The following is a 19,147-nucleotide window of genomic DNA, read 5'->3' as shown; positions in this document are numbered from 1 at the left end:
ATATCCTCCTAAAATTAATTAACGATATATCTCTATACCATAACTTTATTTCAGTAAAACTAATAATATTCATTAGTAAGCTTATTTTATTTATAAAACTTAGAATACTCTCGATTATAAGTATATTTTTACTTATAATTATCTTTATTTTTATTTGACATAAATTACTTATATTAATAAAATGTTAATGAATTATTTGATAAAAATAACTAATAATTCAAAAATTATATTAACAACTTTTCGGAGGTTTATATGTCGCATAGCCCTATGTGCAATAAAATAAAACTTTTTTTTATAGTTCAAATCATATTAAGTTTTGTAGTCTTGTTAGGAACACTAATCTCTGTATTGGTAGTACCATCATATTTATCAGACTATCTACTATGGGCAATGGCCTTTTCGTTTTGGATTTTTCAATGTGGAATTAGCACATTATTTGCATTTAAATATAGGCGTTCTAAAAATTCGTTAAATACCATAAAATTAGGCTTTATATTAATTGAATGCATACAAATATTAGTAAGTTTATCAACTAATCTATTTGGTATATTTAATCTTTCAATTTTTAAAATAATTTTATTGAAAAATTTTCAATTTATAATATTATCATTTATATTAATTGTTATGATTTATAAACTTATAAAAGATATGCTTAAATATAGTGTTTTAAGGGATTACATTATTCGTGATTCATTTTTCACATTTATACCTTTTGCCCTTATTATTTATGAAAATTCTAAATATTTTATATCATCTATTTATTTCTTAGATGATTCAATATATAGCTTATTTTTACTAAACATAAATAGCTTAAGAATTTTTTTACAGGGTTTTCTTATTATATTGATTTTTGTAAAAACTATTTACCTAAGAGGGAATAAAAAAAGTAGCTTTCTATTATTAATAAACTTTTATCTTTTAAATCTTAATTGTTATGTGATGTCGTATTTTAACGATAAGGTATTTTTTCCCAATTGCTTGTATCAAGGTATTGGAATCTACTTTATTTGTCCACTTTTATTAATGTTTTCTATATATTTTTCAATTATAGAACAAGAAAAAGACCTAAATCAGGTACTATTTGATGACTCATATATGAATATAAACAATTCATGGATTAGTATTACCATTGGAATTTTTCCTGTATCCTTCGCTGCTATAGGTATAATTTCATCCTCCATAGTAAATGGAGATTTTAATGGTGTAGAAAGTTTAATAATTATACTTATTATCATGATTTTATTAGTATCTAGAGATATTATATTAAGAAAAGATAACCTAAGATTAATTGCAAGCGTTAAACGTGCTAATGAAGTGGATTTTTTAACTAATATGTATAGTAGGAATTACTTTTTAAAGAAACTTGAAACCATAACTACTGATTATGCACTCTTCTTTATAGATATAAAAAGTTTCAAAGATATTAATAACATTTTTGGACATGTTGTTGGTGATAAGGTATTAGTAGAAGTTGCAAATAAATTTAAAGAACTTAAACTACTTCTAGGTAAAAATGTTTTTTACTGTAGATATAGTGGAAATGAATTTGCACTAATATCTAGATTAGATCAAGTTGATTTGATATTAAATTTCTTTAAAGACTTTGAAAATATAAATATTCAACATAACTCTGATTTAATACATATAAACTTTAATATTGGCTACTCATTAAATGATTCAAACACTAACTTAGATTTACTAATTCAAGAAACAGATTATGCACTAATGAGAGCTAAAAAGCTTAAAGTACCTAACAACGCTATACTTATGTACGATGATAATTTAAAAACAGATTTAGAACATATCAATATACTAAAAAAGGATTTTAAAAATGATCTTTTATCTGATAAATTTCATTTAGTTTTCCAACCTAAAGTTTGTGTAAAAACATTAAAAATAGTTGGTTTTGAAACTTTACTGCGTTGGAAACATGATAAACTAGGTGTAATTTCTCCCTGCAAGTTTGTACCTATAGCTGAAAACTTAGGAGAAATTTCTTCCCTTGATTTATATGTTTTTAAAAAATCCTGTGAATTTCAAAGATACTTAATAGATAAGGGTATAAAATTAAAGTGTAGTGTAAATTTATCATTAAATACCTTAAAATCCTATGAAAAAATTAATGAAATTCTAAATATTTATAAAGAATATAAAATCCCAAAACATTTAATAACAGCAGAAATATTAGAAAATGTATCACTAAATAATAATACTAAAACAATTTCTTATATTAATCTTCTTAGGGAAAAGGGAATTTGTATATCCATAGATGATTTTGGCACTGGGTACTCATCTCTTAGCCAAATATCTAATCTATATTTTGATGAATTAAAGATTCCAAGAGAGTTTGTAATTGATGCAAGAACTCCTAGTAAATTAGCTGTTATTGAAGCAATATCCTTGTTAGCCAAAAAACTAAAAGTAACTTCAGTTATTGAAGGTGTAGAAACTTATGAAGACTTTAAACTCTTTAGTAGTTTAGGATTTGATATTGTTCAAGGATATTATTTTTCTAAACCATTAACAAAATCTGAAATAATAGATTATATAAAAGTTAATATTAATAACAAAATAGGCTAGTAGCTAATTAAGCTTTTCATATTTGGATAAAAAAGAAAAGGATATTATAGTTTTTTATAATATCCTTTTTTGATATTCATATACAATCTCCTCTAAGCTAATAGTTTCTTATATGATATAACAAAGTATATAATAGTTAACACTAATCCTATAATATTTAAAGCTAATTCTATCTTATACGCTTTATAACTAAGTTCTTTTATCTTTTTAGCAGATATACCTATTCCTACTATACTAATAATTATCTCTATTAATGGAATAAACCAACCTATACAACTTATAACTCCTAAAATTATTTTTTCTTTTGACTTTTTAATTTAATTCTCCATTCTTTTTCCTTTTCATAATCATTTCCATTTCAATGTTAATTAAATATTTTAATGTATTAATTGTAAATATTTGTAGAATTACATTCATAAAAATAATATAATTTATTTATGATTATATTTAGGAGGTATTGTGAATGAAAAATATTGAATTAATGAATAGATCTAAAGATTTAGTGCATTCTTTATATAATAGTCTTTCGAAATCAAAAACAAATAAATTTGATGATATTAAAGAAGTATTATTAAAAGTTTATACCAAACTAGATTTATATGATAAGAAAAATATTCCTTTAATAAATAGATTAGTTAACTATATATATTTTACAGCTTACACAAAAAAACTGACTTTTTCCTCTAATGAAGAGAATATAATAAGAGAGTTATCTGAGATAGGTAAGTATGCTGGTTTAAATGGTGTATATCGTTCAGACTATGGAGATAAATCTCAATTTTAGATAAAATTTAAATTCTAATTTTTTCAATTGTAGTAACCAAAATTACACTACTTACTTAAATTCTAAATTAACTTTTATGGAATATCCTAAGCTTTAATATATCTTGAAATCTCAATTACATATGGTAAAATTAACAAGAAACTGAAATTATTGTAGTTAATGTTATCACTACTATCAGCTTCTCTCTAATTACAATTATAAAGTGCCACAAAACATTCTTTATATTTTCAAAAATTATAATCATTTAGGTTATATGATTAAATTTTAAATAACTTAGGAGCAATAATATGAAAACTACTAAAATAGCTTTGTTTGACGTAGATAAAACATTAATACATGGTGATTCCATGTTTTATTTACTTAAATACACAATAAAGAAAAAACCTTATTTGTCCTTTCATTTACCTATATTATTTATAAAATTATTAGGATATAAGGCTAAAATAATAACTACTGTGAAAGCAAAAGAATCTATGTTTTATACCTTAAATTATCTCTGTGAAGGTGATTTGAGCGACTTTTTTAATACAATGATAAAACCTAAGATTTATAAAGATGCTTTGACTAAAATTAAAGATTTAAAAAGTAAAGGATATTATATATTATTGATTTCAGCATCTCCAGAATGCTACTTGAAATATTTTGAGGATGAAGATTTTATAGATGGTGTAATAGGAACTAAATTCGAATTTATAAATGGCAGATTTATAAACAAAATAAGTGGACTAAACTGTAAGGGTGAAGAAAAAGTTTCAAGAATAAATACATTTTTACAAGAACATGATTTGATAATCGATAAAGAAAATTCTGTTGCTTATTCTGATTCTTTATCAGATGCACCAATGTTTAGCTTAGTTAAGAATGCATATCTTATTAATAGCAAAAATTCAAATCATGAATATGAAATATTAAAATGGAAGTAGGTAACAAACTTGAAGAATAAAAATTTAAATAAAGGAATAATTTTAATATTTTTCTCCGCACTCTGTACTTCTTTCGGACAATTATTTTGGAAAATAGGGGTTGATTCTAATCTCTTTCTATTAATTATAGGTTTTGTCCTATATGGCATAGGAGCTCTTAGTATGATATTAGCATTAAAATTTGGAGATCTTTCAATAATACACCCTTTAATGTGCACAAGTTATATATTTGCATTAATTAATGGCAGCTTATTTCTAAAAGAACATATATCATTAGTTCAATTATTAGGAATTATAGTTATTATTACTGGAGTTATTTTTATAGCAAGAGGTAAATCTTATGAATAATATATACTTAGTTTTTCCCATAATGACATTCTTCGGTGCATTAGGTGGATTCTTTTTTAAAAAAGGTGCAGAAAATGTAGATAACTTCTTATCTCTCATAGTTAATTTCAAAATTTACATAGGTGGTTTTTTCTATGTAACAGCTGCTATTTTAAATATATTTGTACTTAAATATCTACCTTATAGCATTGTACTACCACTTACTGCTATGACTTATATATGGACTATGATCTTAGCTAAAATAGCCTTAGGTGAAAAAATAACTAGTAATAAAATTATAGGTACAATATTAATAATTTTAGGTTCTATACTAATAGCTATATGATAGCCAATTTAGAAAATTCTATAAAATTTAATTTCAAAGGAAATGAGGAGGCGTTAGATTATGATTAAATACATAATCAAACTACTTAGACCAAATCAATGGATAAAGAATCTATTTATATTTGGCCCAATAATTTTTTCAAATAAATTTTTAAATATTGATATTCTAAAAAATAATATACTTACCTTTATAGCATTTTGCTTTATATCTTCCACAGTCTACATAATGAACGATATTGTAGATGTAGAAAATGATAGAAAGCACCCAAACAAATGTAAAAGACCTATAGCTAGCGGGAAAGTTAGTATTCCATTAGCAATATTAATTGGCATAATTCTTTGCGTAACCTCTTTAGCTATAGCCTTTAGCTTAAAAATTTCTATATTATTTATAATAATTGTTTATTTAATAAATAATATATTTTACTCATTTAAAATTAAAAATTTAGTTATTATAGATGTCTTCTCAATAGCATTAGGATTTATTTTTAGAGTATTAGCTGGTAGCTTTGCTACTGGTGTCCTTGCATCAGATTGGATAATTTTATGTACATTATTTTTATCTTTATTTTTAGGTTTTGGTAAAAGAAGAAATGAAGTTATTTTTTTAGGTGAAAATGCAAGTACTCATAGAAAAAATTTATCAAAATATAATTTAGAATTTTTAGATAAAGTAATTAATATATCACTAACTTGTACAATAGTCTTTTATTCTATATATTGTATTTTAGGTACATCAATAAGATTTTTTATTTTTACAGACATCTTGGTAATCTGGGGAACAATAAGATACTATTATTTAATGTATTCCAGTAGTGAAGGAGAAAGCCCTACTGATTTAGTGCTTAAAGATAAACAATTAATCTATTTAATATTAATATGGGGAATTTTTTGTATAATCTTACTTAACTTAAATAATTATAATTTTTATTATTAATATGAGTATTTAAAAACTATAGGAAGATTTGTTTTACACAAATCTTCCTAAAAAAATTTAATTTTTTCTTTCCTTTATTGCTTTTTCTAAATCTTCATTACTAAATACCATACGCACTTCAATTCTTCTATCTTTCTTGGTTTCTTCTATATTATATTCATCATATCCCCTATCTCTTTCCTCTTTAGAAGCATAGTTTTCAAACTCAGACATCCCTGAAGCTTTAAACTTTTCTCCATGTAAATTTTCAAGTTCACTATCCTCTGGCATCATTTCATTTAAAAAGCTTATTGCTCTTTCAGTGGATAGCTCTCTTCCATGAATTGTGCTTCCTGCAAAATCTGTATGCCCTACAATCTCTATATAATCTATTTTTTCTTTTATATCCTCATTAGATAGTAACTTAAAAAATATATCTCCAAGTTCAGAAGCTAATTTCTTTCCATCTTCCTTTAAAACTGAACTATCACTATCAAAAAAAGTTTCTGTTTTTATATCAATTTTTCCTTCTTCTCTGTTAAAATTCATTACCTCTTCATTAACTGAGTATTGATTTAATTCTCCTTGAATTTTGTCATATACAGTTTCTCTTTCTACAGCTATATTATCTACAAAAATACTTGAAATTCCTATTGAAGTAAGTAAGATAAAGAAAAAAACTAAGGTAACAGTAGTCATTATGTCAACAAAGGAAGGCCAATAAGAAGGTACTTCTTGTTCTGTCTTATACTTTCTTCTCCTAACCTTCATTTTTAACACCTACCAATCTCTTTGCTATCTTTTTTCCACCCTGAATCTGCCTTTCCAATTTTCCTATTCCTATTAGTACTTCTGCTTAACTCCTCAGTTGCTAGACTAATATCCCTTAGAGGAGCATTTAATTTATCAACTATATTTGATGAAAGTTCTTGAGTTTCTCTTTGAAGAGCATAGTATATACCATTTGCAACTTCATTTTTCATATTTGAAACATTGCTTGAAAATTTATTTATTCCTCTTTCAAATTCTCTATATCCATCATTTAATTTTGAAATTTGATTTGAAATAATTTTATTATTTCTGCTTTGCTCATCTTTTATAATATTAAATACATCATTAAAGGTATTGTATCCTCTTCTCACCTCATTACTTTGAACCTCTAATCTCATACAAAGTTTATTTATTTCTCTCTTATTATCATTTATAGCCTTTGATAGTTCATTTACACTTTCCTCAAGTCTAGTAGATTTATTAAGAAATTTATTATTTGTTGAATTTACAGAATTACAAAACTCTGCACTTACCCTACTAAACTTTTCTAAATCTTCACCAAAGCTTTTTATAGGTGTTTTTATTCCCATAACTGAAACTCTAAAATATGATACAATATTCTCCAAATCACTTATATGTTTATTCATTCCATCAAAGGTGCTTGTCATATCTACGGTGTTTTTATTTATGCCTTCAACTAAATTATTTATTCCCTTGTTAAATAATTCATCTAACTTTATTGAAAAACTTCCTAAAGCTTTATTCATAAAATCAGTAAGTACATCTTTATCTGATTTTATATAAATAGAAAATAATATGTTATCTAAATAGTCTTCAAAAACATCATAAAAATCCTCTTTAGCTCTCTTTAAATTAATGTTTAGACAATTTAAGATGATAGAACCTATTACCCCTACAATACTTGTCCAAAAGGCACTAGACATACTTCCTAGAGGCATATTCATACTTCTTGAGAAGTCAGCCATGCTTTGTGTTCCAGAAGATAATATACCTGTTGTTGTCATAATAGCCACAGTAAGTCCTAAAAATGTACCTATAAGACCTAAGGCTATTGAAATAGATGGCAGTATATTTGCAATATTTTCTTCTTTTAATATTCTCTTTTCTATATTCTTTTGAATTATTACCTCTGTGTTGATATTATATGTTCCTTTAATAGCACTCTTTCTAAAATCATCTGCCATTGCCTTTAACTCTGAATTAAGAAATTTAAGTTCCTTTTGATCTTCATTATTTGAAACATTAATCCACTCACTCTCATTAAAATCATTTAAAAGATTCTCATACTTTTTCTTAACCCTCATATTGTAGATAAATCCTAGGAATATAACTATTAAAATTAATGTAACCCCAATATACCCTAGAATATTTTGAGTTAAAAAAGATTTTAATATGTTGCTTATTGTACTCATTATAAAAAATTCTCCTCCCCTATTAATTAATCTTTATATGAAATATATGATTACAAATAGATTTTTATAATGAATTTCCATAATAAATAAAATAAAAAAGCCTTATGAATACTCAAGTTACCCTTGATTTCATAAGACTTAATTTTAAATATTTCTTAAACTATAAACTATCTATATAAAGAATAAAGGCTGAAGAAATTATTCTCCAACCAAATCCAAAATAAATACTAACACGCTATAAGTATTTACTATATGTAGACAGTATCATATTCTGGTTAAAAATTCAATAAAATCTACATATTTTTCTCTATTCTTTAAAAATTTTTATCATTTTATTGAATAAACTGGCTGTAACACCATAATAAATCATAAAAACATGCCCATTTCTCTTACCTTAACTTTAAAAATTAAATAAATTTATATTTCATTAAAGCTCTGTTTCCATAAATCTAATTCTTCTAAATGCTCATCAATTAAAGAATCTTTTATGTACTTAACTCGCTTTCCCTCTGCACTTCTATATTTAGTTTCACATATCTTTACTAAAAACTGCATTATTCCATCATAACATTTCATAACATTTCCTATCCTATAGCTACGCTTCTCTATATTGCAATCCCCATATATTAGCCTACTGCTTTGTATCATAGGTATGAAATCTCTAAACCTTTCCTCTATTGCTTCTCCTAAATTAGTTGCAGAACATATTAATTTATAAATTCTTATTAATTTAAGCTTATCATCCTGTGCACATTGTGATATCTTTTTCATTTCATCTATTGCAGATTGTATTTCCATAGTTTCTTCATCTAAATTTTTATTTATTTTGTTTATCTTAAAGACCTTAATAAAAGGATTCTTTATATTTTTTATAATAAACTTTTCATCATAATCTATCAGTAGCAGTTCTTTAATAGGTCGTATATTATAATCATTTATTATATATTCACTACTGACTTCTTCTCCTAAAGTAGCTTTTATACTTTGTCTTTCTAAAATACTCATATTCTTAGCATATTTAGGTACTAGTGTTTCTAATATATATATTTTTTCTTCGTTTATTTTGTTAACTAAGTGCTTTATGTCCCTATTTTCATTCTTTAACTCTTCATTATATTTTTCTTTTTCACCATAAAATAATTTCTGAAGTTCTAAAGCCCTATTATATGCCTCGTCAAAACCTTTGGTAAACATTTCTCCTCCTGAATAAAAAATTAAAACTAATATACGTCCCTATATTTATTATATATCACAAAAGAGAAAGTTCTAAGTACTTATAACAATTTAAATATAATAAATATTTAATTTCCTTGACTTTAATTATATATTAACGTATAGTTAAAGAGTAGTAGATACAATTTAATGACGCGGGATGGAGCAGCTGGTAGCTCGTCGGGCTCATAACCCGAAGGTCGTAGGTTCAAGTCCTGCTCCCGCAACCACAAAAGGTTCTGTAAAACAGAACCTTTTTTATTTTTATTATAATATATGTCTAAAAAAGCTATATCAAAACAAATTATTAAAATAAAGTTTTGATATAGCTTATTTTTTAAATCTAACTATATTTTATTTTTCTAATCTTTTTAAATCTCTTCTAATATCTTTTTTTAATTCCTTGTATTGTTTTTTGTATTCTATAGCCTCTTTCTTTAATTCTCTTATCCATTTTTCAGCTATTTGTTCCTCATGAGTTTTAAAATGCTCATATTTCTTATACTCTTTTAAAGCCTCTTTTATTTTTTTATCTAATTCTTTAGAATCAATTAAATCTTCGCATTCCTTACCAGTTAGATCCTCATATTCTCTATAAACTTCATATAAAGCTTTCATAGCTTCTCTTTTAACTTTTTCACCTTTTAAGTTATTTAATAATTTTTTTAATATATTTTTATGTTCTGCTAACTCTTCATCCTCACTATCTTCAGCTAAAGCAAGTAACATCTCTAATTTCTTTTTAGTATAATCTAATGTAGTATCCTCTAAGGCATCTTCTATTCCATATTGTTTAAGAAATTTTCTAAATTCTTTCATATCTGCTGCATCATTAAATGGTATAAATTCTTCTACTTCAATATCTATTATTTCTTTACTCATTTGTATTACCTCCTAAGATAAATACAAATACTATAGTTTCAATGTAGATTCTCTCTACACTCAAGCCTTAGTATTTATATAATTATTTATTAATTATAATAATACTAAGACTATTTCTTTTAAAGGATTATAATCACTAGTTATTAATCTCTCTATTTTAGTCATTAAAAATCTTACTTTTTTTATATTTTCAATTGGTACTCTTAAAAATATTTTAATAATAAATAAGCTTTCTTAAATTATTTTTAAGTTCTAAACATTAGCCTTTACATTTAAATCTACACTTTTAGATTTATTATTAAAAACAACTTTCAATAAAATAGGGGTTACTATAGTTGTAACCACAACCACTATTACTACTGGTGCTAAAAATTCTGGTAGCATAAGTCCCATTGCAATTCCTTTATTTGCAACTATAAGTGCCACCTCTCCCCTTGATATCATTCCTGTTCCTATTTGAATAGCTTCTCTATTACTATACTTACATAGTTTAGCTCCTAAACCGCATCCAATAACCTTACTTAATATAGCTACTAGAAGTAATAATATTGCAAATATGAAAATAGTTTTTGTCATAGCTGTTAATTCGACTTTTATTCCTATGCTAGCAAAAAATATAGGTGATAATAACATATATGACAATGTTTCAAATCTTGAATTTAAATATTTACTTCTATTTGAATCAGATATTACTAAGCCTGCTATAAAAGCTCCTGTTATATCTGCAACTCCAAAGAACTCTTCAGCAGAAAAAGATAATAATAAGCAAAATACAAAAGCTATTATTACAAATCTTCTTAAATCTCTATGATATCTTTCATCTAATTTTATAAATGCCCAGTGGAATAGATATCCTGAAAGACCAGCAAAAATAAAGAACATAACTATTTTCGCTAAAACTATTATTACATTAATTGATGGATCTGCTAAACTAGTTGTTATGGTTAATGCTATTATTCCTAAGATGTCATCAATAATAGCTGCCCCTAATATTGCATTTCCTGCCCTTGTACTTAATTTACCCATTTCCTTTAAAGTCTCTACAGTAATACTAACTGAAGTGGCTGTTAATATAATTCCTATAAATACATTTTGCAATATAGTGTTCACATCATTTCCCTTATTAAATATACTTGCAATAAAAAATCCTCCTGCAAGAGGAATTATTACTCCAAGTACAGCTATTATAAATGATGCTTTGCCTGTTTTCTTTAATTGGTTAATGTCAGTTTCTAAGCCAGCTGTAAACATTAATACTATAACACCTAATTCTGCAAGTTTTTGAATAAATTCCGTCTCAGATAAAACATTTAAGACAGCAGGTCCTAAAATTACTCCAGCTAACAAAGCCCCAACAACCTGTGGCATTTTAACCTTTTTAGTTATTAATCCAAATAGTTTAGTACTAATAAGAATAAGTGCTAAGTCAAATAAAAACTCATAAGATAGCATTACAAACCCTCCCTATTTAAAATATGCATTAATTCCAATTATAGTTTTAATTTGTAATTTTTTCAATTATTTTTATAGTTAAATTGTTTAATATATAAATACACTTTAATATATATTGATTTTATATAAGTATTAATACACCCTAAATTATTTATATTATTAATAGGACTAATTTGACCTTACTTATTTCTAATAAGCAAAAATATGAAATTTACTCTTTAACAATAAAATTAATATAGTACAATTAATAAGTAACCTTTTATGCTAAAATTAAAATTGCTGCTAAATTCTAATAAAGGGGGAATAAACAGTTATGAAAATTTTAGTTGTAGATGATGAAGTAAGTATTTTACAACTCATAAAAATGAACTTAGAAATAGAAGGTCATGTTCCTATAACGGCTGAGAATGCTTTAGATGCATTAGAATTAGTAATAAAGGAAAAGCCAGACATAATAATTTTAGATGCTATGTTACCTGATGTAAGTGGGTTTAATTTAATCCCTAAAATAAAAAATATTGATGATATACCTATAATAATGCTAACTGCAAAAAGTGATATAAATGATAAGCTTTTGGGGTTACAATTAGGTGCTGATGATTACATAACAAAACCATTTAATAGCACTGAACTAATTTTAAGAATAAATATAGTTGGCAAACATATTTCAAGTGATTCTAAGAAAAAAGTAAAGGATTTAATCGTTGGAGATTTAACTCTATTACTAGATGAAAGAAAAGCTCTTATTAAATCTGAATATATAAACTTAACCTTTAAAGAATTTGAAGTATTAAGATGCCTTTGCCAAAATAAAAATAAAGTTTTTTCAAGAGAAGAACTTCTAAATAAAGTTTGGGGATATGATTTTGAAGGAACAACTAGGGCTGTAGATATTCTAATTCAAAGACTTAGAAAAAAATTAGGTCCATGTCAAAATTACATAAAAACCTTGTATAAGGCTGGTTATAAATTAGATGAAAAATAATAAAAAGCAAATGAACTTAAATCTAAAACAAAAAATTATTTTAACTAATTTATTAATATTAGCTCCTATAATAATTTTTATCTTTATAATAACGTATAACGCTTTAAGTAAAAATTTAATAAATAATTCTATTGAATATTTACTTGATAAGAGCAGAACAACAGAATCATATATACTTAATCTACTTTCTTCAAATGATTCTGAAGATAAAGAAGATATTATTAGAGACAATGCTCCTTTTATAGCTTCAACACTTAGTGAAAAATATAATGTGAGAATACAGATAGTTAGTAACTCTGCCCAAATAATATATGATTCTTCCTCAGATGAGGTTTCATTATTTGGTTCTGATATAAATAAAGCACTTGAAGGACAGACTTCTTGCATAGTGGAAAAAATAGATAACATACCTACTATATTCCTTTCTAGCCCAATATTTTACAAAGGGAAAGAATATGGTGCAATTAGGCTAATATTGATAAATACAGAAGCATATGAAATCTTAAGAAATACATTGACAATATTTTTTATAAGTGGCTTAATAGCAATAATAATTGCTATATTTTTAATAAATACTTTTGCTAAAGAACTGGTTAGCCCTTTAATTATTCTAAAGCAAAAATCTAAAAATATTTCTGAAGGGAAATTCAAAGAAGAATTGCATATAACAAGTGGAGACGAAGTTGAAGACTTAGCAAATACCTTTAACATAATGAGTGAAAACCTTGATAAATACATAAATGAAATAAAATCGTCTAAACTTCACCAAAAAAAGTTTTTTGATAATGTATCCCATGAGTTTAAAACTCCGCTTACTGCAATAATTGGTTTCTCTGAAATAATTCCTAAGTTAAATGATAAGGAAAAAATAATTCAAAGTTCAGCACTTATAGAAAAAGAAGGAAAGAGACTTTTAAATTTAGTAGAAGAAATACTTCTTCTAGCTAAAAGTAACAAGAGTACCTTTGAAATTGAGTATACCTATATAGATGTTAAATCCTTAATAGATGACTGCCTGAAAATATTAAAAATAAAGCTTGATAATTACGATATCAAAGTTTATAGAAATTATGAATCCTTTTTCATATATGGAGACCATGATAAAACAAAACAAGTCTTCATCAATATAATAGATAACGCCATAAAATATAGTGGTTGTGAATCTCTTAATATATCAACAAAGAGATGTTCAGATAAAATGGAGGTCATTATAGAGGATGATGGTACAGGTTTCATAATTAAAGATGAATATATTAATCCTAAAGGAAACGGGCTTGGCATAAAAATATGTAAAGATATAATGCAAAGTCAAAACTATGGTTTCAATATAGAAAGTGAATTAGATGTTGGTACCAAGGTTACCCTCTCCTTCTCTATTGGTAAAAATAATGAGATTAAGGAGGAGGATTTTAATGAGTAAAAATTTTAAAAACACACTTGCTATTTACTTATTTTTCATAGTAATAATACTTGCTACCTATATCTATTATTCTAGTAATATATATGACTCATTAACAGTTGTTAAAAGTTCACAAGAGAATAAGGGAGATTTAAATATTAAAATACCTGATAAAATAACACTTTCAAACCCTTATTTAGGAACTACAGTAATATCAAATAAATCTGAATTAAATGAATTACTTCAATATTTCAATAAAATATGTATTACTAATTCAACTAATGAAAATGCTTTACCTCTAGAAAATACCTTATTTATATCTGGTGAAATTTATTATTTAAATGGAGATAAAACTCCCTTTGAAATATCAAACATATTAAAATTAGATGGTGAAAGTTATTCTAATAACTCCTCTTTAATAAATATGCTTAGAAATAATCTAAAGGACGCATTTTATACTGTTAACAACCTTGAATCCATATTATCAAGCCCGGATAATCTAATAACCTATAAAGAGGATGGAAGTATGAAAAAACTCTCAAAATCTTCTAAGTCTCTTTTATTAGAGGACTTTAAGTCCTTAAGACTTATGAATGATAATAAGGATTTTTTAAAAACTGATTTAAGTGAAATACCTAAACATCATTTAAATTTATATAGATATGCTAAAGAAGGAGATATCTCCAATAATACTTTTTATATAGATGTTTATAAGGACTACGTGATCATACAATATCTAGGTGATGAAAATGGTAAAAATATTTATTTAAAGGGGAATTTAAATGAAGAAATTTTTAAATAAAAAAATCACCATAATACTAACAATTATCATTCTATTATTAATAGCCAAATTACATATTATAAAAAAAGAAAAAGCTTTAAGTACATCTAACATGAACCATATAGTTGTTTATGGCTCTCTTAGAGAAGAAGAAGGAAAATATCTTCTTGAAAAATTTAAAAATGAATATGATTGTACTTATGAATATATAAAGCTTCCAACGGAAGAAGCTGTTCAAAGAATATTAGACACAAAGGATAATCCTCAAGGAGATATTTTTATAGGAGGAAGCTGTGATGGATATGAAATTTTGAAAAAGTATGATGCCTTAGAAGAATATAACTCTCCATATGCTAATAATATTCCTGCAAAATACAAGGATTTAAGAGGATATTGGACTGGTTTTCAAATAACTCCACTATCAATAGGAATAAATAAATCTCTATGGCAAAAATATTTTGGAGATTCTGTTCCATATCCTAGGAAAATTAAGGACTTATTAAACCCAGAATTTAAGGACAAAATAATACTACCTAATCCTCAAACCTCTGGTACAGGATATACCTTAATGGCATCACTTTACCAAGAGTTAGGGAAAGAAAAATTTGAAACATTTATAGATAAGCTTAATGATAATGTATCCTCCTCAACAATAAGTGGATTTAACTCAATTCAAAGAGTTGCCTCTGGTGAATATCTTCTAACGGTTAACTTTCTAAGTGACCAATTAATAGCTAATAAATCTTCAGACAATATAATTAGTATAGTTCCTGAAAATGCTGGTTGGAATGTGGACTCTATAGCTTTAATAAAGAATTCTAAGCATGCAAAAATAGCTAAAAATTTTATAGACTTTGTATTATCAAAGGAAACTTCAAATGACTTATCAAAATTCTCTAAGGCTATTTCTACTAAGAAATTTGATACAAGTCAATTCAAAATATATGATAAGTATAATTTCTATCTTGCTGCTGAGGATAGAGAAAAAATAATGCAAATACTCTATAAGAATAAGGATTAATTAAAATAATAATAACTTATCTATAACTCAAATTTATATAATAAATATAATAGGATTAAATTTAATTAAAATCTCCTAAATGTTACATTTATGAAACATTTAAGAGATTTTGTTGTTTAATTCTTATTTTATTATTAATAAGTAAACTGTTTCTTGAAAACATTAACACGTATAACACATATAACTAGGAGGATTATAGAATGTTTGGATTTTTTAACCCAGCTCCAGCAATACCTAGACTTCCAAAAGATAAGGTATCATCAGCATACAAAGCATATCGTATCCGTATGTTCCTTATGATATTTATTGGATATACAGGTTACTACTTAGTTAGAAAAAACTTTGCTGTAGCATCACCATATTTAATTGATAACTATGGATTTTCAAAAACACAAATCGGACTTATAAGTATGGGACTTGCTGTATCTTACGGTTTAAGTAAGTTCATTTTAGGAAATTTATCAGACAAATCAAACGTAAAGAAATTTATATGTTTTGGACTTATTGCATCATCAGTATTAAGTGTTCTAATGGGATTTGCTCGTACAGTTCCAATATTCTTAATACTTATGGTATTTAACGGATTCTTCCAAGGTATGGGAGCTCCACCATGTTCAATAGTATTAGGTAAATGGTTCTCTCAAAAAGAAAGAGGACTTAAAATGGGAATATGGAATACTTCTCATAATATAGGTGGAGGTTTAATAGCACCTATAGCAACTTTATGTTTATTAATATTTGGACAAAATCATTTCCAATCAATATTTTTTGTTCCTGCAATAATATGTACAATAGTAGCTTTATTCTGTTATGTAATTGGAGCTGACACACCAGAATCTGTTGGATTACCTCCAGTTGAAGAATATAGAAATGATTATCCTGAAGTTAAGGCTGAGGTTAACCCAACAACTTTATCTTCAAAAGAAATAATGGTTAAATATGTTCTTAAAAATAAATATGTTTGGTACTTAGCACTAGCTAATATCTTTGTTTATTTAATAAGACAAGGTGTTGTTAACTGGATTCCTATATACTTAAAAGAATCAAAAGGATTCTCTGCTGCTAATGCAAACTGGGCAATGTTCTTATTTGAATATGCTGCAATACCAGCATCAATATTACTTGGATGGCTTTCAGACGTTGTATTCAAAGGAAAGCGTGCTCCACTTAGTATCTTATGTATGATCGGTGTTATATTTGCTACAGTAGCTTACTGGCAAACAAGCAGTACATTAGTAACAATGATTTCTGTTGCATTTATAGGATGCTTTATATACGGACCTCAATTATTAATAGGAATGAACTTAATAGACGTTGTACCTAACTTCGCTGTTGGTTCTGCTACAGGTTTCTCAGGACTTTGCGGATACCTTCTTGGTGAATTCATGGCTGACTTCGTTTTAGGTATGATAGCTGATAGCTTTGGATGGAACGGTGCATTCATATTTATCATAGTAGGTGCATTCATTGCATTACTTCTTTTAGCTTTAACTTTAAAGATAAAGAAAAATCCACAAGTTGAAGATAATATAGCTTAATATTTTAATCACAATATAACTAAATATATACATATATAAATCAGATAAAGGAAACTAGGAGGCTCCCCCTTTCTAGTTTCCTTTTTTATTATAGAAATTAACACTTATAAATATTTTTAGAGAATCACTGATTTTATCTGAAAATATATAAAGTTTATTATTTTATATGTTTTAAAGTGCTTACTGGATGTCCTTTTAAAAGTTTATTTCCATCAGTATATCCTTCTTCTCTTCCTTCAAGCTCTTTAATTAATATTTTTCTTAAGTAATCTATTCTCTCCTTATACTCTTCTGAATTTATAAGATTAGTAAGCTCCTTTGGATCCTTCTCTAAATCAAAATATTGCTCTTCCCCTCTTTGAGAAAACCATAAAAACTTATCTTTCTTTGTTACAATGTAGTGATTAGAATCCTCACCAAAGGAATGTTCTCCATGAATATATTCTCTCCAAGTATAATCTCTTTCTTCTATTAAATCCTTAAGGCTTAATCCTTCTACTGAATCAGGTATAGAAATATGAGCAAAGTCTAATAAAGTTGGCATAATATCTCTTAGCTCTAAAACTTCATCAAATACTTTTCCCTTTTTTCCTTTTAATAAGTTTCCTGGGTCATAAATAAAAAATGGAACTCTTGCACTTCCTTCATAAGGAATTCCCTTTCTAAACCAATTATGATCTCCCATCATATCTCCATGATCAGAAACAAATAAGAATATTGTATTATTTAATTCTCCATACTCTGATAAAGCTATTAAAAATCTCCCTATTTGATGATCAATATGAGTTATTGACCCATAATAAGCAGCTTTAGCTCTTTTTAATGCCTTCTTGTTGATTATTCCCTTTACACAATTTATATCTTTTCCTCTATTTTCTTTATCCTCTTTATTAGCCCAATCTCCCATTAAAGGTTCTGGTAAATCCTCATCATTATACATATCAAAATAAAACTTTGGTGGATCTAAAGGGGAATGTGGTCTAACAAAGGACATCTTTAAAAAGAATGGCTTACTTGTATCTCTTCTTCTTAAGAAATCTATTGATTCATTAACCACCCAATTAGTAGGATGTAAGTTTTCCTCATATCCCCAATGTCTAGATACCCATGAATTACAATCAAGTCCTATATCTATTAAATCAACATTATGCCCTTTCTTTTCTCTAAACCACTTTAAATAATCATCACATTGCTCAATTTGAGTAGATGCCTTTCCTTCTTTATTTCTGGCAAAGTGTAAATACCCATCATGTAACATAATATTATGAAATCCACAAAGATTTCTCTCTGGATAAACATGCATTTTCCCAATACATTGAGTATGATAACCAGCTTTTGAAAATTCTGAAGCTATGGTATTTTTATAATTCCATGAAACTCCATCTTCATATCCAACTCTTCCATGAGATTTTTGGCTCATACCTGTTAAAATAGATGCCCTAGATGCAATGCAACTTGGAACTGCTGTATAAGCATTTTCAAAATTATATCCTTCAGTGGCCATCATATCTAAGTTTGGAGTTTCTATAAATTCATTTCCATTAACCCCTAGACAATCTCCTCTCATCTGGTCAACCATCATTAAAACAATATTTGGTTTCATATTTAATCTCCTCCCAATTTTTCTCTTCATTTATACCAATTTAAATATATTATAACTTTTTCATTTTAAAATGTAGATTGTCTATTTTTACATATTTATTTATTATTTTTAGGCTCCTTTTAAACAAAGCCCACTTTTAAAATATCTCTAATTAATATCTTCCTATCAAATTTTACACCCCAAAAATACAATCCT

General features: G+C 26.1%; 17 protein-coding genes and 1 tRNA gene. 12 read left to right on the top strand and 6 right to left on the bottom strand.

The features are described 5' to 3' along the window. Positions 1–252 precede the first annotated feature (252 nt). The 6 genes from ACYUCG_RS13500 to ACYUCG_RS13475 all read left to right on the top strand — a co-directional run bounded on the left by ACYUCG_RS13500 (position 253) and on the right by ACYUCG_RS13475 (position 5,896). Positions 253–2,580: a putative bifunctional diguanylate cyclase/phosphodiesterase gene (locus tag ACYUCG_RS13500; RefSeq protein WP_306424349.1), complete on the top strand. Its 2,328-nt coding sequence runs from the start codon at positions 253–255 to the stop codon at positions 2,578–2,580. 463 nt (positions 2,581–3,043) lie between these two features. After that, positions 3,044–3,364, top strand: a complete 321-nt coding sequence (locus tag ACYUCG_RS13495; RefSeq protein WP_139932617.1) for a bacteriocin immunity protein — start codon at positions 3,044–3,046, stop codon at positions 3,362–3,364. A gap of 287 nt (positions 3,365–3,651) precedes the next feature. Continuing rightward, a complete protein-coding gene (locus tag ACYUCG_RS13490) occupies positions 3,652–4,287 on the top strand; it encodes an HAD family hydrolase (RefSeq protein ID WP_240297487.1) in 636 nt (211 codons plus the stop codon). 9 nt (positions 4,288–4,296) lie between these two features. Continuing rightward, positions 4,297–4,635 carry an EamA family transporter gene (locus tag ACYUCG_RS13485; RefSeq protein WP_003479574.1) on the top strand — a complete coding sequence of 113 codons (339 nt, stop codon included), beginning with the start codon at positions 4,297–4,299 and terminating at the stop codon, positions 4,633–4,635. Further along, positions 4,628–4,960, top strand: coding sequence for an EamA family transporter (locus ACYUCG_RS13480; RefSeq protein ID WP_165473424.1), 333 nt, complete (start codon positions 4,628–4,630; stop codon positions 4,958–4,960). The genes ACYUCG_RS13485 and ACYUCG_RS13480 overlap by 8 nt, the downstream gene beginning before the upstream one ends. A gap of 60 nt (positions 4,961–5,020) precedes the next feature. Beyond that, positions 5,021–5,896: a decaprenyl-phosphate phosphoribosyltransferase gene (locus tag ACYUCG_RS13475; RefSeq protein WP_049039406.1), complete on the top strand. Its 876-nt coding sequence runs from the start codon at positions 5,021–5,023 to the stop codon at positions 5,894–5,896. 57 nt (positions 5,897–5,953) lie between these two features. On the opposite strand, the gene ACYUCG_RS13470 is transcribed toward ACYUCG_RS13475, so the two are convergent. From ACYUCG_RS13470 to ACYUCG_RS13460, 3 genes are all read right to left on the bottom strand, one after another. Further along, complete coding sequence (locus tag ACYUCG_RS13470) at positions 5,954–6,646, bottom strand: OmpA/MotB family protein (RefSeq protein ID WP_004455906.1); 693 nt, start codon at positions 6,644–6,646, stop codon at positions 5,954–5,956. Positions 6,647–6,648: 2 nt separating this feature from the next. After that, entirely contained in the window at positions 6,649–8,079 is a 1,431-nt protein-coding gene (locus tag ACYUCG_RS13465) for a hypothetical protein (RefSeq protein WP_415319586.1), read from the bottom strand. Positions 8,080–8,496: 417 nt separating this feature from the next. Next, positions 8,497–9,273: a hypothetical protein gene (locus ACYUCG_RS13460; RefSeq protein WP_460268753.1), complete on the bottom strand. Its 777-nt coding sequence runs from the start codon at positions 9,271–9,273 to the stop codon at positions 8,497–8,499. Between the two features lie 172 nt (positions 9,274–9,445). On the opposite strand from ACYUCG_RS13460, the gene ACYUCG_RS13455 reads away from it, so the two are divergent. After that, positions 9,446–9,521, top strand: a tRNA-Met gene (locus ACYUCG_RS13455). A gap of 124 nt (positions 9,522–9,645) precedes the next feature. Here ACYUCG_RS13455 and ACYUCG_RS13450 read toward each other — a convergent pair. Together ACYUCG_RS13450 and ACYUCG_RS13445 are read right to left on the bottom strand one after the other, a co-directional pair. Then, positions 9,646–10,173 carry a hypothetical protein gene (locus tag ACYUCG_RS13450; protein WP_460268752.1) on the bottom strand — a complete coding sequence of 176 codons (528 nt, stop codon included), beginning with the start codon at positions 10,171–10,173 and terminating at the stop codon, positions 9,646–9,648. A gap of 252 nt (positions 10,174–10,425) precedes the next feature. Further along, entirely contained in the window at positions 10,426–11,625 is a 1,200-nt protein-coding gene (locus ACYUCG_RS13445) for a cation:proton antiporter (protein ID WP_283703844.1), read from the bottom strand. Positions 11,626–11,938: 313 nt separating this feature from the next. On the opposite strand from ACYUCG_RS13445, the gene ACYUCG_RS13440 reads away from it, so the two are divergent. The 5 genes from ACYUCG_RS13440 (at position 11,939) to pgtP (ending at position 17,349) form a co-directional block, all read left to right on the top strand. Then, positions 11,939–12,610 (top strand): response regulator transcription factor, encoded by a 672-nt coding sequence (locus ACYUCG_RS13440; RefSeq protein WP_139932612.1) that lies wholly within the window; start codon positions 11,939–11,941, stop codon positions 12,608–12,610. Then, positions 12,600–14,030: a sensor histidine kinase gene (locus ACYUCG_RS13435; RefSeq protein ID WP_415319588.1), complete on the top strand. Its 1,431-nt coding sequence runs from the start codon at positions 12,600–12,602 to the stop codon at positions 14,028–14,030. Before ACYUCG_RS13440 ends, ACYUCG_RS13435 begins: the two co-directional genes overlap by 11 nt. Next, positions 14,023–14,811 (top strand): DUF3919 family protein, encoded by a 789-nt coding sequence (locus ACYUCG_RS13430; RefSeq protein ID WP_139932610.1) that lies wholly within the window; start codon positions 14,023–14,025, stop codon positions 14,809–14,811. Before ACYUCG_RS13435 ends, ACYUCG_RS13430 begins: the two co-directional genes overlap by 8 nt. Then, positions 14,792–15,811: an ABC transporter substrate-binding protein gene (locus ACYUCG_RS13425; protein WP_139932609.1), complete on the top strand. Its 1,020-nt coding sequence runs from the start codon at positions 14,792–14,794 to the stop codon at positions 15,809–15,811. Before ACYUCG_RS13430 ends, ACYUCG_RS13425 begins: the two co-directional genes overlap by 20 nt. A 200-nt stretch (positions 15,812–16,011) precedes the next feature. Further along, on the top strand, positions 16,012–17,349 hold the full coding sequence (gene pgtP / locus ACYUCG_RS13420; protein ID WP_139932608.1) for an MFS transporter: 1,338 nt from the start codon (positions 16,012–16,014) through the stop codon (positions 17,347–17,349). A gap of 157 nt (positions 17,350–17,506) precedes the next feature. Here the strand turns inward: pgtP and ACYUCG_RS13415 are convergent, their stop codons facing one another. After that, positions 17,507–18,952 (bottom strand): arylsulfatase, encoded by a 1,446-nt coding sequence (locus ACYUCG_RS13415; protein WP_415319589.1) that lies wholly within the window; start codon positions 18,950–18,952, stop codon positions 17,507–17,509. Positions 18,953–19,147: the final 195 nt, after the last annotated feature.

It is taken from the genome of Clostridium sp. CTA-17 (assembly GCF_054767895.1).
Note: the sequence above shows the minus strand (reverse complement) of the source record. Positions and strands in the feature narration are given on the sequence as shown.